At 37.6% G+C, this 17,919-nt stretch carries 12 protein-coding genes; 8 read left to right on the top strand and 4 right to left on the bottom strand.

Features of this window, described 5'->3' with window-relative positions; all coding sequences use genetic code 11:
• Positions 1 to 428: 428 nt before the first annotated feature.
• The 5 genes from EDF66_RS26025 (at position 429) to EDF66_RS03970 (ending at position 7,276) form a co-directional block, all read left to right on the top strand.
• Positions 429 to 596: a hypothetical protein gene (locus EDF66_RS26025; RefSeq protein ID WP_165902359.1), complete on the top strand. Its 168-nt coding sequence runs from the start codon at positions 429 to 431 to the stop codon at positions 594 to 596.
• Between the two features lie 30 nt (positions 597 to 626).
• Positions 627 to 2,429, top strand: coding sequence for a hypothetical protein (locus EDF66_RS03980; RefSeq protein ID WP_132840787.1), 1,803 nt, complete (start codon positions 627 to 629; stop codon positions 2,427 to 2,429).
• A gap of 113 nt (positions 2,430 to 2,542) precedes the next feature.
• Positions 2,543 to 4,381 carry a hypothetical protein gene (locus EDF66_RS03975; RefSeq protein ID WP_132840786.1) on the top strand — a complete coding sequence of 613 codons (1,839 nt, stop codon included), beginning with the start codon at positions 2,543 to 2,545 and terminating at the stop codon, positions 4,379 to 4,381.
• 950 nt (positions 4,382 to 5,331) lie between these two features.
• On the top strand, positions 5,332 to 5,463 hold the full coding sequence (locus EDF66_RS26430) for a hypothetical protein (protein WP_262708232.1): 132 nt from the start codon (positions 5,332 to 5,334) through the stop codon (positions 5,461 to 5,463).
• 28 nt (positions 5,464 to 5,491) lie between these two features.
• Entirely contained in the window at positions 5,492 to 7,276 is a 1,785-nt protein-coding gene (locus EDF66_RS03970) for a fimbrillin family protein (protein ID WP_165902357.1), read from the top strand.
• A gap of 529 nt (positions 7,277 to 7,805) precedes the next feature.
• On the opposite strand, the gene EDF66_RS03965 is transcribed toward EDF66_RS03970, so the two are convergent.
• The 4 genes from EDF66_RS03965 to EDF66_RS03950 form a co-directional block, all read right to left on the bottom strand.
• The gene (locus EDF66_RS03965) at positions 7,806 to 8,882 is read right to left on the bottom strand and encodes a phytase (RefSeq protein WP_132840782.1); all 1,077 of its coding nucleotides are present in this window, start codon (positions 8,880 to 8,882) and stop codon (positions 7,806 to 7,808) included.
• A gap of 9 nt (positions 8,883 to 8,891) precedes the next feature.
• Positions 8,892 to 10,154 carry a right-handed parallel beta-helix repeat-containing protein gene (locus EDF66_RS03960; RefSeq protein WP_132840780.1) on the bottom strand — a complete coding sequence of 421 codons (1,263 nt, stop codon included), beginning with the start codon at positions 10,152 to 10,154 and terminating at the stop codon, positions 8,892 to 8,894.
• An 88-nt stretch (positions 10,155 to 10,242) separates the two neighbouring features.
• On the bottom strand, positions 10,243 to 13,029 hold the full coding sequence (locus EDF66_RS03955; protein ID WP_132840778.1) for a TonB-dependent receptor: 2,787 nt from the start codon (positions 13,027 to 13,029) through the stop codon (positions 10,243 to 10,245).
• Between the two features lie 206 nt (positions 13,030 to 13,235).
• A complete protein-coding gene (locus EDF66_RS03950) occupies positions 13,236 to 14,858 on the bottom strand; it encodes a tetratricopeptide repeat protein (protein ID WP_132840776.1) in 1,623 nt (540 codons plus the stop codon).
• A gap of 527 nt (positions 14,859 to 15,385) precedes the next feature.
• Here EDF66_RS03950 and EDF66_RS03945 point away from each other — a divergent pair.
• The 3 genes from EDF66_RS03945 to EDF66_RS03935 all read left to right on the top strand — a co-directional run bounded on the left by EDF66_RS03945 (position 15,386) and on the right by EDF66_RS03935 (position 17,908).
• Positions 15,386 to 15,787 (top strand): hypothetical protein, encoded by a 402-nt coding sequence (locus EDF66_RS03945; RefSeq protein WP_132840774.1) that lies wholly within the window; start codon positions 15,386 to 15,388, stop codon positions 15,785 to 15,787.
• Between the two features lie 397 nt (positions 15,788 to 16,184).
• Positions 16,185 to 16,748, top strand: coding sequence for an RNA polymerase sigma factor (locus EDF66_RS03940; RefSeq protein ID WP_165902356.1), 564 nt, complete (start codon positions 16,185 to 16,187; stop codon positions 16,746 to 16,748).
• A gap of 62 nt (positions 16,749 to 16,810) precedes the next feature.
• Positions 16,811 to 17,908, top strand: a complete 1,098-nt coding sequence (locus EDF66_RS03935; RefSeq protein ID WP_132840770.1) for a FecR family protein — start codon at positions 16,811 to 16,813, stop codon at positions 17,906 to 17,908.
• Positions 17,909 to 17,919: the final 11 nt, after the last annotated feature.

Raw genomic sequence — 17,919 nt, 5'->3', positions numbered from 1 at the left:
TAGCATCATTGATTAACAATAAAATATAGTTATTAAAAAGCTTAAAAAGAAAATTAGATAAACAACTATTTTACAACAAAAAACAAAAACTAATGTTATAACAAACAATAAGGTAATTGATTTTCTGCATTTAAAACATAAGTAAAAGTAATTTTTGAATATTTATTTTGCCAAAGTTGATATTAATTCCTATTATTACATCTTGAAAAGAAAATTTGTTACCAACAATGCAGATTTATATATATTAATTAACTATAGTTTTTCAGAACAACTTAAAATACTAAATAACAAGTAGATATGTAAATCACTAGCTATTCCCTTGGTTTCAATCCATGTTACAACATGTTAAATAAAAAAATTTACTTAATCGTACAAATAATTTAACAACTACACTGGAAACAGTATGGTATTATAAAATAAATAACATTATGAACAAGAACAACAAAAAAATGTACATGGCTCCAACTATTGAGGAGCTCGTAATTGAACTAGAGCAAGGGATTGCTGCCGGATCAGGAAATGCATCACCAGGTGCACCTGCTATTAATGACGAAGAAGGTGCTGGCGGTAGCGGTTGGGACGTAGACAACTTTTAATCACTTATCCTAACTAACAATTAAAACATTATGAAAACATTTCCAAACAAATTAGCTAGTAAATTCGCCCTAGCTGCATTTTTAGCACTGGGCACTTTAGCCGTCACAAGCTGTAACAAAGACAATCAAGCAGGACAAGAAGTACCTGAAGGAAATAGCCAATTGATCGTCCGCATCGCGGGTATCAGTGACGGAGAAAATATTAATTCAAAAGGAACCAAAGGTAGCACTTCAAATAACAGCGGTACACAGTCTGTTGAACTGGTGCAGTCAAGTGGATTTGACGCTATCGTCGCATTAGATAACAAAGTTCCTTCAATTGAAACGCCTACAATAGCGCAGGCAGGTCTTAAAGCATCGAACGGATCAAAAGCAGTTTCTGCACCCTTAGCCGCCACAACAACATACCGTTTATATTTGTATAAAAATAACGGTGGCACATACACATTCGCAAAATCCATGCAGTTCACACCTGGCACAGAAGCTCCGATTCAAATACCAAACGGATCATATAAATGGGTAGCGTTGTCTTACAACAACACAGACGCAATTCCGGATGCAGATGTAACAAACAACCTTGTACTACCTGAGAACAAAGATGTGCTTTACGCAACTTCGGGCGCTACGGATATTGTAATTAATGCAAACACTGCTCCATTAAGTATTACATTCAATCGTCTTTATTCACGCATTGCTATCGAAGTTAATACTTTGGGGATGTTTGCTCCAATAAACTCTGCTACTATAGCTGTTACGGGCCAAAGTGCAAGAGCAGCAACTCTTGATTTAACAACAGGCGCTTTAACTCTTGCTCCATCTGCAGGTGTACCAGCTCTTACAGAAGCAAATTTTACTGACATCGACGGAAACGCGAGCAGAAAAGTTGCTTATTATTACACGGCAGATCTTACAGCTCAAAATTTATCTGTTACTGTAGGTAATTTAAGCATAAAACTTGACAATGCCACCGATCGAGTTTTTACAACACCCCAAACTTTTACACAATTAATAACACCAGAACGCGGTAAAAACCACCGCTTCTTAGTCGGAATAGCCGAATCTGCGATCACTTACGGTGGTGTAAAATGGGCAAGATCTAATCTATACTATAGAACTGGGGGCACACTTACAACAACACCTTACCGCTTTTACCATACCAACCCTTTTAGTCCAGCTGTTTCAGAAAGTTTCTTTTCTTTCAAAGGTCATCTTCCAGGAGTATTAGCTAATGCGGTAGAAGCAAATCAAAAAGATCCTTGTGCATTGGTTTATCCAGCAGGTTTATGGAAAACCCCAATAAACACGGAAATAGGAACGTTAACCTCTCAACAAGGCGTAATCAGCGGTTTATTAGGGGCATTATTAGGCAATCCCGCAACTCCTAATTCAACATTCGGACCTAATTATATTGAGTATTCAAACTCTGCCGGATCAGCAACTGGACCATATGCAACCACTCCAGCAGCAAATATTTTGCGTTTCAATTATAATGGCCTGAACAATACGGTCAATTTATTATCTGGAACCATCAATGTAACCCTTGGACAAGTCGGTTCAACAGCAGCATTTTGGGGAAGAGACAATGTTTTAGACGGTGGCCTATTAGCATTATTAGGAACTAGCGTAGGCGCGTGGAGTTACATCGGTAGAACACAAGACCCAGTTATTGGAAATCCTAGATCTGTCGCGTCAAAAGGTGCAGGCGCTTTAAATATCGATCTTCTAAACCTTGGCTTAGTTGGATCTGGTTTCCAAAACGTTCGCTGTGTACGCAATGCAAACTTTACAGCTATAAGTGCAGCACCAGGCTACAATCCAATGCCAACTCTATAATATTCAAAACATTAATCTTAATTGCTTACACTTTTAAGACTTAACAACGAATTAAAACAACAAGAGCCGCCCCAGCTGGAGCGGCTCTTGTCTATTACCCTAATCACATTCTTATGAAGATATTCAAGAATAACCGCATCAGCAATTGCACCCTCCTACCACTGCTAACCTGTTGCATACTCACCACAACCAGTAGTTGCAACAAAGACAATAGTCAAGCAGAACAGAAAACTCCTAATGGCCAAAGTCAGATTACCGTTCGTGTCGCAAGCATCAACGAAGGGAACCTAAGCATTATTAACGGAACTAAATCCACCTCCCCCAAACCTACAATACCCCAGAAACACACTATTAATATAGTAGAGGGAGACGGTTTTGATGCTGTCATCGCTATAGACAACAACAGCCCAACAACAACACAAACAGGAATAAAAGCTGCAAATAACACCCGAGCAGCAACATCACCCATGGAAACTGGCACACTATACCGTCTATTTTTATACAAAAAAAATAACGGCACCTACAATTATTCAAAATCAGTAGAACTTACCACAGGTACTGAAAGCCCAATCCAACTCAACAATGGCACCTACAAATGGGTAGCAGTATCCTACAACTCAAAAACAGATCAAGTACAAGAACGTGGCCCTGACAATAATTTTAGCTTACCAGAAAATAAAGATGTACTCTACGCCACATCCAGCACAGATCTGATCGTTACCGGAGCCACCACACCCATAGCAATCAACTTCAATCGTACATTTGCCCGCGTTGCGATTGAAATAAATACACTAGGCTTATTCAGCCCGATGACAAGCACCCCCACAATCAGTGTCACCGGAGATCAAATACTTAAAACAGGAACAATTGACCTGATCACAGGTGAGTTTATCGGAAGTCTAACAACAGGAACCGACCTGGCACTCACCAAAAACGATTTTACCGATATCAATCCAGTATCAGGTCAAGCCTATCAAAAAGTCGCTTATTTCTACACAGCTGGTCAGCCCGCGAAAAGCCTAACCATAACTTTATCAGACCTGATCACCAAACTCGATGACGGCACTACGAGAAATTTCTTTCTCAGCACACTAACACAGACCAAAACCATCACTCCAGAGCGCGGGAAAAACCACCGATTTTTGGTCGGCATTGCAGAATCCGCATTAACACTGGGCACAACTAAATGGGCACGGTCCAACCTCTTCTATAGAACTTCTGATGCATTGGGAGCAACAACACCATACCGCTTTTATGCCAACAATCCCTATCTACCCAATCAACAAGAAAGCTTCTTTTCATTCAAAGGCCACCTTCCTGGCAGATTAGCATCAGCAAACCCTGCCAACCAAAAAGATCCCTGCGCACTGGTGTATCCAGCCGGCCTCTGGAAAACACCGAGTGAAGCTCAAATAACCCCACTAACATCCAACCGCGGATTACTTGACGGCGCGCTTGGCAGCGTACTTGACCTGCTAGGCACCCTACCAGCAACACCAGGATCAAACTATGGTACGATTTATATTGAATACCCCATTACAGCAGGTTTTAACCCAGCCTACGGAGGCACAACTTCCCGAACAAATAGAGTACGATTCTATTACAACGGCGTGCAAAATAATGTCATCTTAGCAAATGGCCTAATCAATATGAGCATTATAGAAGCAGGAGCCACCGCAGGAATATGGACCAGCGACCGCGTACTAGACGGCGGATTGTTAGATCAATTGAGTACTGGTGTCGGAGCATGGGGATATTTAGGCTCGACAAAATCAATGTCTCTTTTCCAACCACAAAGAGGAATTGCAACTAAGAGTGCGGGCCTTTTAAATATTGACCTTTTAGGGTTAGGCCTAGTTGCTTCAGGCTTTATGAATGTCCGTTGCGTACGCGACGACTCCTGGACCACAGTCAGCACATTGCCAAACTACAACCCCTACCCCATATTATAAAATAAAAGCCGGTATTACCACCCCTTAAGTAAACAATCAGATCAAGCAAAAAAGTAAGAACACCCCCTTTCGGAGGCGTTCTTATTTTTTAACACACATTACAATACTTAAAACAATTAAATACTATAGAACATAATACCCAGAAATACATTTATGCAATAAAAATCAATAAACAGTGTAAAATAGCCAGAAACAAACTGATTCATGTAAATGATAAAAAATAGCCCCCCCCTTCCTTAAAGAAGCAAATTCTTACAAAATTATTTTGGCACAAAATAATTAGACAGCACTGTTTTTCACCAACCAAAAAGCAAACACCATCATTGATAACACAATCAAATTAGACTTATTTTATAATAAATAAAATTGCTATCAATTGAGTAGTAATTATTTTGAAGTAAAATTATCATTTCACAACAAATAATACATATACATCTATAAATAAGCGAAATACATAAACAAAAAGTTGTTGTGATTGAAAATATTGTTTGTTAATTTTTGCGTTATTGTAAATAAAAATAAAAAATATATTTAAAATGTTGTAAAACAATATTTAAAGATATACATTTGCACAACTAAACTAAAAGTTACAAATTTACAACAAGGGAATTTTAAAAATTTCCTATTGAAATACAAATCATTGAAATTGGATAAATAAATGAAAGTATTTAACTTATAAATGACAAAAAACTAATTTTACACAGCTAAATCATAGTTTATTTCTCTTATTCATTGAATACAGAAAAAGCTTTCTTACAGCTGTTGCAACTAGAAAACTGGAATAACACTTTAATAAAGAACAATCTGCTACCATAAGGCATTAATTATGGTTAGCATGCTTTTATATACAACATCATTTTTCTGAAATATATTATTGTCAGCACTAATGATAATTTAAATTAAAATTAATGAATAACGAACAAAAAAAAATGTATGTGGCTCCCAGCATTATGGAACATGTAATTGAATTAGAACAAGGTATCGCAGCTGCCTCAGTAGGAAATGCACAGCCCGGCGCTCCAGGCGTCAGTGATTATGAAGAAGGTCAAGGTGGCTCAGGCTGGGATACAAATAATTTTTAAGCTCAACATCAGCCACATTAAAAAGATCATGAAAAAAACGAACAACTTAGCAAGTAAGTTTGCCTTAGCAGCATTTTTTGCATTAGGCAGCTTAGCCATTACCAGCTGTAACAAAGACAACAATGAATCTGGACAAGAACTTCCAGCCGGCAGCAGTCAAATTATCGTTCGCATTGCAGGCATTAGCGATGGCGAAAACAATAATTCAAAAGGATCAAAATCAAGCACTTCAAATCACAAAACTTCTTCAGAAAAATCAATTGAATTGGTTTCAGGAAATGGTTTTGACGCCGTAGTTGCCGTTGATAACCAAGTTCCTTCAGCAAGCAAAACTCCATCTTTAAGAGCTGCCAACGGAACACCAGTCTCATCAAACATGGCCGCAGGTACCAAATACCGATTATTCTTATATAAGAAAGAAGGGGCAACATATACTTACGATAATTCTTACGAATTTACAGTAGGGCAAGAAACGCCAATTCAGGTAAAAAAAGGTGTTTCCTATAAATGGGTAGCTTTATCTTATAACAACAAAGAAGCAGTAGCAGACCGTGGAGCAGACGATCAACTTTTATTACCAGAGAATAAAGATGTTCTTTTTGCTTCTTCAGCAGCAGATTTAACAATCGGTGATAACACAAGTCCAATTAACATTACTTTCAATCGTTTATTTTCACGTATTGGCATCGAGTTGAACACAAAAGGTATGTTCGGACCAATGAACTCTGCGACAGTGACAGTGACTGGTCACAGCACAAAAACGGCGACAGTTGATTTAACAACAGGAGCTTTAGTTTTGGCACAAGCCGCTCATACTCCAGAAATATCATTTGCTTCATTTATCAATACAAGTGAAGGGGACGCGAGTCAAAAGATAGCTTATTATTATACTGCAGACGAGACTCCTCAGGCTATTAAAGTTGTTGTTAAAGATCTGAACATCAAGCTTGACAATGGTACAAATCGTGTATTTTCAACATCAACGTTAAGTCAAACGCAAGCTATTTCCCCTGAGCGCGGTAAAAACCACCGTCTATTATTAGGACTTACAGAGTCTGCATTGACACGCGATGGTGTACAATGGTCAAGATCGAACCTATATTATAAAGCGGGCGATGCGACACCATACCGTTTCAATCCAACAAACGATTTCAATGCAATAGCAGATCCAAGAGCATATTTTAGTTTTAAAGGACATCTTCCAATGACATTAGCGTCTAACGATCCTAAAAAGCAAAAAGATCCTTGCGCACTTGTTTATCCTGCTGGACTTTGGAAAACTCCAACCGCGACACAAGTTGGAGCCGTTACATCAAGAGCGGGACTTTTAGGAGACTTACTAGGCGGTGTATTGGATCTCGTATTGCCTTCGAAAACAAAAGGAACATCAGAAAACAACAAAGCTCTTGAATATGCAGGTGCAACTGGAGCTAATCCTGCGTATAATGATTCGCAAAACGTACTTCGGTTCAACTATAACGGTTCACAAACAAAAATTTCTGTACTATCAGATTTAGTTTCCTTAAATTTAGGCAACACTCAAGGTAAACATGCCGCTTTCTGGTCAAGTAGTGAATTGATCGATTTATCTCTTCTAGGAACAGGCGTTGGCGCTCAAAGTTTCATTGGTTACAAAGCATCTGGTTTACTAGGTTCTGCAACTATAGCTTCTACTGGAGCAGGTTTATTAAACATCAATCTTTTAGGATTAGATGTCATCAGTTCCGAACTGATGAATGTACGTTGCGTACGTGATGAAAGCTGGAATATTGAAAGTGTAATGCCAGGCTATAATCCTGAGCCGGCATTATAAGAATATATAAAAGCAGACTAAGCTTTAAGAATTCCATAGACAATAAGAGCCGCTTCAATTTGAAACGGCTCTTATTGCTTAAATGAACTTTAATTTGTTACTAAAAACCATAACTATTATTCACGCTTCTCATTTTTCCATTATTTAATCTAAAAACCTAGATTATATTTCATAACACTAAGAGTAATAAATATAACAAAGAAAATTTTAGCGATTTTAATATTTAACCACATTATAGGCAGAAGTAATTCTACCTTTAATTTGAATTCCTCTTTTAAACTCGTTTTTATCGGTATCATAGCAAGTTATATACCACTGCGAATCAACAGTTTTTACAAAGTGAAATACCCCTGATTTCTAGATTAATAATAATGGTTTCCATGTAAAAACCAGATGAAAAAGGATGTTTTAAGGTCATATCAACTCACCCTTTCATTCCAATCGTTGTACATAAGCTTTTCTATGATGTATCGTAAGAGCATTTCCCACCGGTTCAAAAAACCTGCCTCATTACCCCAAGACCAACCAGCTACTTCATTTTCAAATCTGTACCTGCAATATCTTCCCAGCGATAATAATGGAAAGTTTTATCATCACTCATCGCAACAAAAAGACCATGTTTAAATGTATCATTTAATTTAACCGATACAACTTCCGAGCCATCACTTTGTGTAGCCATGACCGGTACCGTTTTCAAGTACTTATGTTCAAATGGATTTGTCTTAGTTCCTTCACGGCTAAAAATCTGAAAACGATTTGCCCCCTGATCCGAAACCAATATATATCCCGTACTATCGGTCAATTTATAAATAGAAATACCTTCATGATCTTCTTTAAAACCTTCAGTTGCAAATAAAGCCAGTTGCTCATTTCCTTTTGCAGGATCTGCATAATATTGCTTTACTCCCACCTGTTCATCCGAATAGTAGATATATCCAAGTTCATTGTCTACCGCTATTGCTTCGATCTCCTTTTTCCCGCTAAAAGAACCAAATTTGCGCACAAAAGTTGCCTTTATAGCACCCGAACCATTATCCTGTAATAAATATTGCCACAGATAGCCATCTTTAGGACCATTTTTCCGCCCCACAATAGCATAAATCTGTCCTTTGGATGAAGTATAAAGCGCAATGCCCATAAGATCCCTAAAATCAGGCGCTGTTTCACCTGCAAACATATCCAATCCACCCTGATCAATAGGCTTCATATCAGGGAGCGAAAATATCCGCAATTTATGCGTCATACGTTCTGTTGTTACAGCAATATCAACAGGCTTCCCATTCAAGATCAACCCATAAGCTACATCCACATTATTCGGGCGCTTCAAATTGGACACGACCTTATCCTTTACAATTTTACCTGCTAGGTCGTAGACAAAAAGCGCTCCATCAGCATCTTTATCCGTTGCGATCACTAAACTCTTACTTGGATCAGATTTATTGATCCAGATCGCAGGATCATCGGAATCATAACGCACCGCATCGGTCACGAAAATGGGCTTAATGGTATCTGTAGCAACAGCATTAGTTTGTGGATTATTGCAAGCCACCTGAAATATCGCTGATACGATCAAAGAAATAGATAGTGTTGTTTTTAAAGTTATCATGTTGAGTAATTAAAATTTTGTTCCAAAAGCACCTGCATAAACTGCGGGTGCAGGTGAGTTATAGGTTAATCCATTTGACATGACCAGTCCGGTAATGAAATGTGGTTTAAAAGATAAAGTTCCCGATTTTAGGGCTGGAGAATTCCCTTGAAGGTGAAAGTCCCAAGCCGGATCAAACACATAGTTATTAACCGAAGTCTCCAAAGGATAAGTTACAAATTTCGGATTGTTCTCTCCTGCTAGTTTACCTCTAACATCATTTGATCCTGCTACAATATCATTCTTTCCAACCTGAAACTGATCTACAGTTAATTGATCTTGACCAAAGTACCAGTTATTGCTAAATATTGAACGATTATCTTCCGATTTTTTAGGATCCCGCTTGACGCCAAATCGGGTATTGGCAAAAAGGTTATTGTAGATCTCCACTCTTACATATGCCTCTATCCATATCGAACCGCCTTTGGCAGTAGGTCTGCGCCATCCCGTATTAAGCATTGTATTATTATACACCATAATGTATGCTTGGGGAGTCTTGTCACCCGAATTGGACAGCTTTAAAGCATTCGTATTCACACTGTAAACCAGATTGTAGGCGATATCGGCAATAGAACCAGATTTAAAGTTCATCGCTTCACCACCTGTCACACCATTTGAGAAAAAGCGATTATTAGCAAAGATAATTTTCCCACCTTCAATATATGTACAGTCTTCATGAAAATGACTGATCGTACTATTCTGGACCACTAATTTCCCGTCAGCATTGGAAAACCAAAGCGCAGGTAGTGCCTCTCCCGATACTTTCTTATACAAACCCATCTTCACAGAAGTTGAAGCATCTGATGTAATCGCACCGCCATATTCCAGAACGGTATGATCTAAAACCAGCTCTTGACAACTCGGAGCCGCTAAAATTCCACCCCAAAGTTTTCCAAATTCATTTGTTTTAGTTTTATACTGTTCTTCTACGGTAAACCTGATTGGGTTATCATCTGTTCCGAGTGCATACAAATTGCCCAAGACCACAATTTCGGGTTTATTCTCTGTATCCATCAAAACTGTAACCCCCTCTTCGATGGTCAATGTTTTGCCTTCGGGGATAATAATATCTCCTTTTATATGTTGGACACTGCCTTTACTCCATACTCCGGATACTTCGCCGATCGCACTGCCATCAGCCTCGCTCGTATCGACGTCAATATTCGCTTTTTCACATGCCGTTAGCATTAGAAAAAAACACGCTAGACACGATAAAATCATGTTATTTTTCATTGTAACAAATTGTTTAATTGTCATAATTGATTTGTTTTCTAACCACGATTAGGTCAAGATTGTTAAATAAAATATTGATGCTGTCCGATTACTTATTAAATGAGTAACGCAAACCAAGAATATAATTTTGACCGTAAAGATCTTTTCTGATAAGCGTATTACCACCTTCCGTTAGCTTCTCCGCAATCTTTTCATTTTCAGGATTCATTCCCTTTACATACAGTTCCATCGGAGTATTCAAAATATTGTTGGCTTTGGCAAAAATAGCCCAACCCGCCTTAAATTTCTTTTCAATAGAAGCATCCAGCTGCACAAATCCTTTTTGCCATAGATCATCATTCAAAAACTGCGATACAGTATTGATGCGATCACCAGTGTAAGAACCCGCCAATTGTCCCTCCCAGCCTTTATTCGCATCCTTATACAGTAAAGATAGATTGGCTATGTGTGCCGCCTGCCCGTATAATGGACGCGTTTGGTCAACAATAATAGGTTCTGGATCTTGTGTCGTTTCGTTTATTCTACGTGACATTTTCGCAGTAGTAATACGCGAGTGTGTATAGGTATAATTCGCTTTTATCCCGAACTTTTGGATGTACTTGATGTAATCCACTTCGATTCCAAAATTATTTGCATTACCAAAGTTACCCGGTGTGTAATACACATCCTGCTTGCGGACTTCATCTGGCTGAAACGTATACTCGATCGGGTTTTTAATCTTTTTGTAGAACATGCCAACAAAAAATTGTGACGAAGCCTCAGGAAACAATTCATAACGTAAATCAAAATTATCCGCAAGCGCATGTTTTAGATCTGGATTTCCTCTTTCTAAGAACTCTTCATTCACGACAGAGGAAGGAACGATTTCATAAAAACCGGGACGATTCAATGCGCGATAATAAGCGGCATGAAGTTGCTGTTTCTCATTCAAATGATACTTGACGGTCAAACTTGGCAACCATTCCGTATAGACTTGAGATCCTTTTGGTCTCTTTTCCCCTGCAGGAAACAGTAATTTATAATCTTGATTGGTATGTTCCATACGGATCCCTCCAATCATTTGGAGTTTGTCACTTTCATAATTGAACATTCCGTACACTGCTGTAGTTTTCTCATTGGCATCATAAGTCAACGGATTAGCAACGGCACCTGTCGGATTGGTCACGGTCAAATTCAGTTCCGTATAATTTTGAAAATCTACACCATATCTATACTTTGCCTCTTCCGCAGATGCAGGAGAAAGGTTATAATTGTTATAGAAACTACTTCGTTGTTTATCACGATATAGCCCACCTGTAGATAACTCCAATTTGCGATCTGCCATAGGCACTTTATAAGCCACATCCCAGTAACCCGCATAATCATTGTCGGTATTCCTTTCCCAACGGTAGGTAACAGGCGATTTATTAACAAGAGAAGTGCGCTTACGCTCAAAATTCTCTTGAATACCGTCTAAACTTATCGTGGTATTTTGAGGCAATTGATTACTAGCAGAGGACAGCGCACCCGACCACCTTACATTCAGTCTATTGTCCATAAAACGATGATCACCCTGCAAAGTTCCGTTATAGATCTGTTGCTGTGTCTTTCGACTTCGCGTTACATAGGTCAATTCTGCCTTTCCAATATTAGGATCATATTGACCATTATAGATGGTATTGACCGCATCACGAAGTTGCGTATTATTCAGATTCACATACATTTGATAGAAGCTCAAACGATGGTTTGGATTAAAACGATAGTCGATTTTATTATGTAGACCTAAGCGTTGCTGCTGTTCATCATACTGACGATCTTGTTGCTCAGTAATAACTGCATTCGGATTTACGCCGACCACAGCAGATTTATAAAAAATAGAGCGGCTTCCGCGGTGCAGATTTTGATAACTTGCCCCCAAGATTATACCCAGCTTATCATCCAGATAGCGGTTCCCGAAAGTTAAATTACCAACGACATCTGGCGAAGGTTTTTTATAGGTATAGTCTAATACCCCTTTATTAAAATCTGCTGCTGTCGCATTGTAATTTTTACCATGAAGTTCATAAGGTGATTTGGATGAAGTTCCACCGGCCGCGAAACTTCCGAAGTCCTGATTAAAATAACGTTGACTATATCCCGTCGCCAAATTAGCCTGTAGTAATAATTTGCTTGGCGCAGCTTTCATAACCATATTCACAACACCGCCAACAGCATCTGCCTCCATATTTGGTGTAAGTGATTTGTATACTTCCAGACGTTCTAACATATCTGAAGGAAACAAATCCAATGGTACGTAGCGATACTTATTATCTGGACTTGGTACTTTTACACCATTGACCAAGGTTGTGTTATAACGCTTATCCATACCTCTTAAAATGGCATACTGCCCTTCTCCATTAGAATTCCGTTCTATAGAAACCCCCGATACGCGTTGCACAACGTTTGCGACCGTGATATCTGGAGAAATCTCAATAGCTCTAGCCGAAACAACATTCATGATCTGCGATGCGTTCTTTTCCAGCCGTCTCGCACTGGGATCATCATCACCGCCGTTTCGTTGTCCTTTGATCGTTACCTCCATCAATTTTTGATCTGTAGAAGTAAGTTGAAAAATAAAATGGGGAGTATCTTCTTTTTTAATTTCGATTTCCTGGGTAAATTCGGCATAGGCCATATGTCTAATATGTACTTTGACCTTTCCTGCGGACAATCCCTTTAATTCAAATGAACCATCCAATTGTGTTTTGGTAGATAGTCCGCTTTGTTCCAAAAAAACAGTGGCTCCAGTTATGGCTTCACCGGTTTGACCATCCAATACTTTACCTTTGATCTTGGTTGCATATGCTGCACTGACCGAAATGCTGGAGGCAAGTAATACCGTTAAAAAATTTTTCATTTTGCTTAGATTATATATGAATCTTTGATCGTTGAGCAAATATGACATCCAATTTCAGTTTCACAAAATAGCAAGCGTTACAACAAGGAAACAAGTAGATTTACGGACTATACAACAAGGAAACAAAACCAATCAACAAGCTATTAATCAAACGTTTAATAGGGAAGTAAACGCCATTACCATTCCGTTATCGTTATGTTAAGAAATTATGAAATACTGAGTAGGTAACCTGTAAGATCTTCACCTTGTTCCAATTTTAACTTTTTTCTCAGGCGATGTCTAGCCACACGAAGGCTATCTTGTGATATCCCCAAAAGCACAGCAATATCCGTGTTGTTCAAATTTATTTTAAGCAATGCGATCAAGCGCATATCGGCAGCAGTTAAATCTGAAAACCGTTGTATTAGTTTTTCAAAAAAACTATGATGTACTCTTTCAAAAGTCACCATAAATTCTTTCCAATGAATACCCTGTGTAATATTTTCATTGATCTGCAAAACCAGATCGTGCATTTGCTTTTTTTGATCCCGTCGTTCATCCTTAACCATTACTTTTAACTCATCTCGGAGCTGTTCCAAAAATTGGTTATTACGGATTAAATTCAAAGTATGCGACGTCAACTCCTTCTCTTTGAGCGTCAGCTCCTGCTTAAGCTGTTTATCTTCAAGCAACTGATTTTTAAGTGCAATTTCTGCTAATTCCCTTTCCGCTTCTTGCTTTCGCGACTCGGTCATCTGATTATTGATTTTTATTTTTTGACGACTATACAGCACATACGATAAAATAATTAACAAGATCAAAAAAACAATAGTTCCCAGCAACAAAATGGAGTTGATCTTTTTAGTGACCTGCAATTGTTCAATTTCTTCTGTTTTTTGATTCATATCATAAAGTGCCTGAAAAAAAGCAGTATGCCTAGCCCCATCTACACTATATAACTCCAGCACAAGCTTCCGACTTCGCTCTGCATAAACATAAGCACTATCCATTTGTCCGCTTAATGCATATGTTTTGCTTAGATCTTTAGTCGTTGCCGACATCTGATACACATCTCCCAATTTCTCTGCCATATCAAAAGCCCACTTTGTTAATTGTATACTTTCCGAAAACTTGCCGGTTTTCCTGAAAATATCACCCATATTATTCACCACTACAATCTTTCCGTAGTTGTCTTGCGTTTCATCATATAAGTCACGTGCTTTTTCAAAATGATCAAATGCCCGATCATACTGTTCCAAATCTTCATAAATACTACCCAGATTCTCATGAATCTTAGCTTCGCCATTTTTATTTCCTTCTTCGTTATAAATCGCTAAGGCCCGCATTTGGTATACGAATGCCGAATCATAATCAGCGACCTTTTCAAATAGATGACCAATATTACCCAATACACCAGCTTCACCATTTTTATCTTTCTCGGCTCTGAAAGAATGGAGCGCTTTATTAAAGTAATTTTTAGCAAGATCATGCTGTTTGTTAAAAATATTGAGTTCACCTATATCACTCCAATTAGATGCGAGTAATTGTTTCGCATTTAATTGGGTGTAGATACGGTCCGCTTGGAAATAATAATCTTGCGCCTGTCCATAATGCCCTTGATTAACACATAACCACCCTATTGCCTGTAAACAATTGGCTTGTAATAACAAGTCTTTATCACCAACCGCCTCAGCATACCGCTTTTTGACTAGCGTAATCGCAGAATCAGGATAGTTTTGACTTAACACCCGAATATCTTTAAACGATTCTACCTGTGCATGTGCGGTGTCAACGATAAATGCCTGTGCTATAAATAGTATTAAAAATATAATTTTATCAGAAATCCTCATATTCAAGTAACTAATTGATGTTGATGTGCAAATGTACACGAAGCATGTTAACAGAATATTAAATCACATTACATGCACGGCCACTTAACATCATAGAACAAAAAAGATCGATCATCACATCGTGTAAAATGTGTTAAAGGCATATTATAAGACACCAGGGAACTATCTCTAAACAGAACATATATGCCTTTAAATAATAACAACACCACATCCCCATAGAAGAACTGGTTTATAGGCAGTATACTCTTATAAATTACCAGGATAACAAATAATATACATTAGAAGAGAATAATTTCAAGTAAACTATCTATATATTTCTCTATAAAAATATTTTCAAATAGAAATGAGGAAAATTTTCATTAAATTTAGCTACATGATAATATTGCATTTAATTTATGGGATTGTGATCGTGATAAACCTGATCCAGTTTTACCGAGTGATTAGAAAGAAGATTTCTAATAAGAACACCAGCAATAAAAAAATATTAATCAGCAAACTAGATACATTAAAAGAATTTTAAAATTAACATGAAAAACTTTATCTTCTATTTAGTGATTCTATTAGTAGGATTTTGTACCATATCATGTAAAAAAAATAGGATAGATGGTGATTGGGACGATAATATTAAACTCTCTCAAAAAATAGTAAATTTTGATTCTGAAGCAAGCTCCATCATCATTACCACTAAATCCACAAATTGGTGGCTAAATGACATCTCCATCAACGGTAAGAGTATGGACATCACGAATATCGAAGTAGGAGCAAAAAATTTTGTTGTAAATAATCTAGATTTCCAAATAGAAAGAAAAGAGGGTAATAAAATCACTATTAGTCTCACAAGAAATAATTCAAATAGTGAAAGGATTTTACAGATTGGATTACAAAATGGAAATTACTTTGATGGCATAAAAATTGTTCAATCTAAATAGCGATCTCTTCAAAGTAAATACTATTATATTCTTCCACTTTCGTGCTCAAGTACTGATTTTCGCGTACCTTGCGCTTTCGTTGTTCCACTACTAAAACGGTAGCAAAAACTTTACTTTACCTGCCTCGACTCATAAGACCCATAACTGTTAGACATAAAGCCAGGAAAATTTTGAGTGTACTTACTCTGGCTGTCATCATGGATCCATTATATGCAATCATTGCAAATGGATTGATCGTAATAAAAATCTATAATACTTACTACCGATGATTTTTTCACGTATTTATCCAATATTATTATCAACAGCTATCATAAGGCTCTAAAAATATGCCATTTACAGTTTTAGGAAACATTACATTATGTAATACAAATAAATATTATATTTGTTGATGAACCTCATGGAATACAAGAACTGCAGCGATGAACAACTCTTCGAGCTTATCAAGCTCGGAAATGCCAATGCATTTCAATTCCTGTACGACCGGTTATTCTATCCACTATTAGGACAAGCACTACGTAAAGTAAAATTAAAGGAGGATGCTCAAGATCTGACACAAGATCTTTTCATGAACTTATGGAACAAGCGGGATACGATTCATATCGAAGGTAAAGTCATCAACTTCCTATTTACCTCACTACGCAATAGTGTGATCAATTTCTATATCAAAACCAAAAAACAGGATGAGCGAGAAGAACTGTTTCAATATTTTAAAGGCTATTGTGAAGAAACAACTGACCGCACCATCCATAAAAATGAACTTGAGCAGATCATACAAAATGAGGTTGATGCACTTCCGCTTAAGATGAAGCAGATCTATCTGTTGAGTAGAAATCAGGAACTATCACATAAGGAAATTGCAGAGCTAATGGCCATCTCCGAACTGACAGTAAAAAAACAAGTCGCAAATGCACTCAAGATCCTGAAGAAAAAAATTAATTATGTACTTCTTACTTTAATTTGATTTTCATCTACTCCCTTTGCACTTTAGTCTTGTCTTGTTTATAGAAGACCTAATAAACAAAGATGAAAGATCAGGAAATAATAGATTTACTAACACGCTATAAAAACCGTACGTGTACGGAATCTGAAAAACGTACCGTAGAATCATGGTACAACACTTTAGATTTTAAACACGCCATAACAAGTGGCGAATATGAATCGATAAAGGAACAGAGCTGGAATCGTGTGAATCCGATTCAAAAGAAAAAAAATAACCTGTACCGCTATGCTGCTATACTGATAGCATTTCTATCTTTTTCCGTGTTGATCTATTATGTATCCCAAACGAATAAACCGAATTTAGTGGAACTCTCCCGAATCAAACCGGGAACCAACCGGGCCACTTTAATCCTTGGACAAAAAGATTCATTGGATCTAACCCAATTAAAAATCGGTAGTGTTGTGGAGTCAAACGGTATCAAAATCAAAAAGCTTGCAGATGGTACGATTTCATACGAAGTAAAGCAAACTGCATCGACAACAGGTTTACATAATAAACTCATCGTACCCCGTGGCGGACAATATCGAATCATCCTATCCGATAGCTCGGTTATCTTAGTAAATTCAGAGTCAGAAATCGAGTTTCCTTCCCGATTTAATGAAACAGAACGACGCATCAAGATGGTTGGTGAAGGTTATTTTGAAGTTGCCAAGCATAAAAGCAAACCCTTTATTGTTCAGTCAAAAGAACAGGAAGTTACTGTTCTAGGAACGAAATTTAACATCGAGGCCTACCGCAATGATAAATATATCACGACAACCCTAGTTGAAGGAAAAGTCAGCATAGCATCCGAAAAAGAGCAGGTTTTACTCAAACCTGGAGAGCAATCCATATTTGATGGCGAAAAAATCCTAATCTCCAAAGCCAAGATCGCCTCAAGTACCGCATGGAAAGACAACCTCTTCATTTTCCAGAGTGTACCGCTAGGTAACATCATGCAAAAAATAGCGCGATGGTATAATATCGAAGTAACCTTTGAAAATAAAGAACTCGCTCAGATCCAGTTTACAGGAAGTATTTCAAAATACCAAGATATCGAACAAGTACTGCAGTTATTGGAAATGACCGATAAAGTGAAATTTGCCATTGAGCATCAAACGATCTATGTAAAAACAAAATAATTAATACTAAC

Source organism: Sphingobacterium sp. JUb20, assembly GCF_004342035.1.
Taxonomy (GTDB): Bacteria; Bacteroidota; Bacteroidia; order Sphingobacteriales; family Sphingobacteriaceae; genus Sphingobacterium; species Sphingobacterium anhuiense.
This window is presented reverse-complemented; position numbering and strand designations above follow the sequence as displayed.

What these genes read in the sequence shown, in the direction of transcription:
- EDF66_RS03935 (WP_132840770.1), top strand. Translation starts at nt 16,811, where the DNA reads ATGAAAGATCAGGAAATAATAGATTTACTAACACGCTATAAAAACCGT.
- EDF66_RS03945 (WP_132840774.1), top strand. Translation starts at nt 15,386, where the DNA reads ATGAAAAACTTTATCTTCTATTTAGTGATTCTATTAGTAGGATTTTGT.
- EDF66_RS03950 (WP_132840776.1), bottom strand. Translation starts at nt 14,858, where the DNA reads ATGAGGATTTCTGATAAAATTATATTTTTAATACTATTTATAGCACAG.
- EDF66_RS03965 (WP_132840782.1), bottom strand. Translation starts at nt 8,882, where the DNA reads ATGATAACTTTAAAAACAACACTATCTATTTCTTTGATCGTATCAGCG.
- EDF66_RS03970 (WP_165902357.1), top strand. Translation starts at nt 5,492, where the DNA reads ATGAAAAAAACGAACAACTTAGCAAGTAAGTTTGCCTTAGCAGCATTT.
- EDF66_RS03960 (WP_132840780.1), bottom strand. Translation starts at nt 10,154, where the DNA reads ATGAAAAATAACATGATTTTATCGTGTCTAGCGTGTTTTTTTCTAATG.
- EDF66_RS03980 (WP_132840787.1), top strand. Translation starts at nt 627, where the DNA reads ATGAAAACATTTCCAAACAAATTAGCTAGTAAATTCGCCCTAGCTGCA.
- EDF66_RS03955 (WP_132840778.1), bottom strand. Translation starts at nt 13,029, where the DNA reads ATGAAAAATTTTTTAACGGTATTACTTGCCTCCAGCATTTCGGTCAGT.
- EDF66_RS03940 (WP_165902356.1), top strand. Translation starts at nt 16,185, where the DNA reads ATGGAATACAAGAACTGCAGCGATGAACAACTCTTCGAGCTTATCAAG.
- EDF66_RS26430 (WP_262708232.1), top strand. Translation starts at nt 5,332, where the DNA reads ATGGAACATGTAATTGAATTAGAACAAGGTATCGCAGCTGCCTCAGTA.
- EDF66_RS26025 (WP_165902359.1), top strand. Translation starts at nt 429, where the DNA reads ATGAACAAGAACAACAAAAAAATGTACATGGCTCCAACTATTGAGGAG.
- EDF66_RS03975 (WP_132840786.1), top strand. Translation starts at nt 2,543, where the DNA reads ATGAAGATATTCAAGAATAACCGCATCAGCAATTGCACCCTCCTACCA.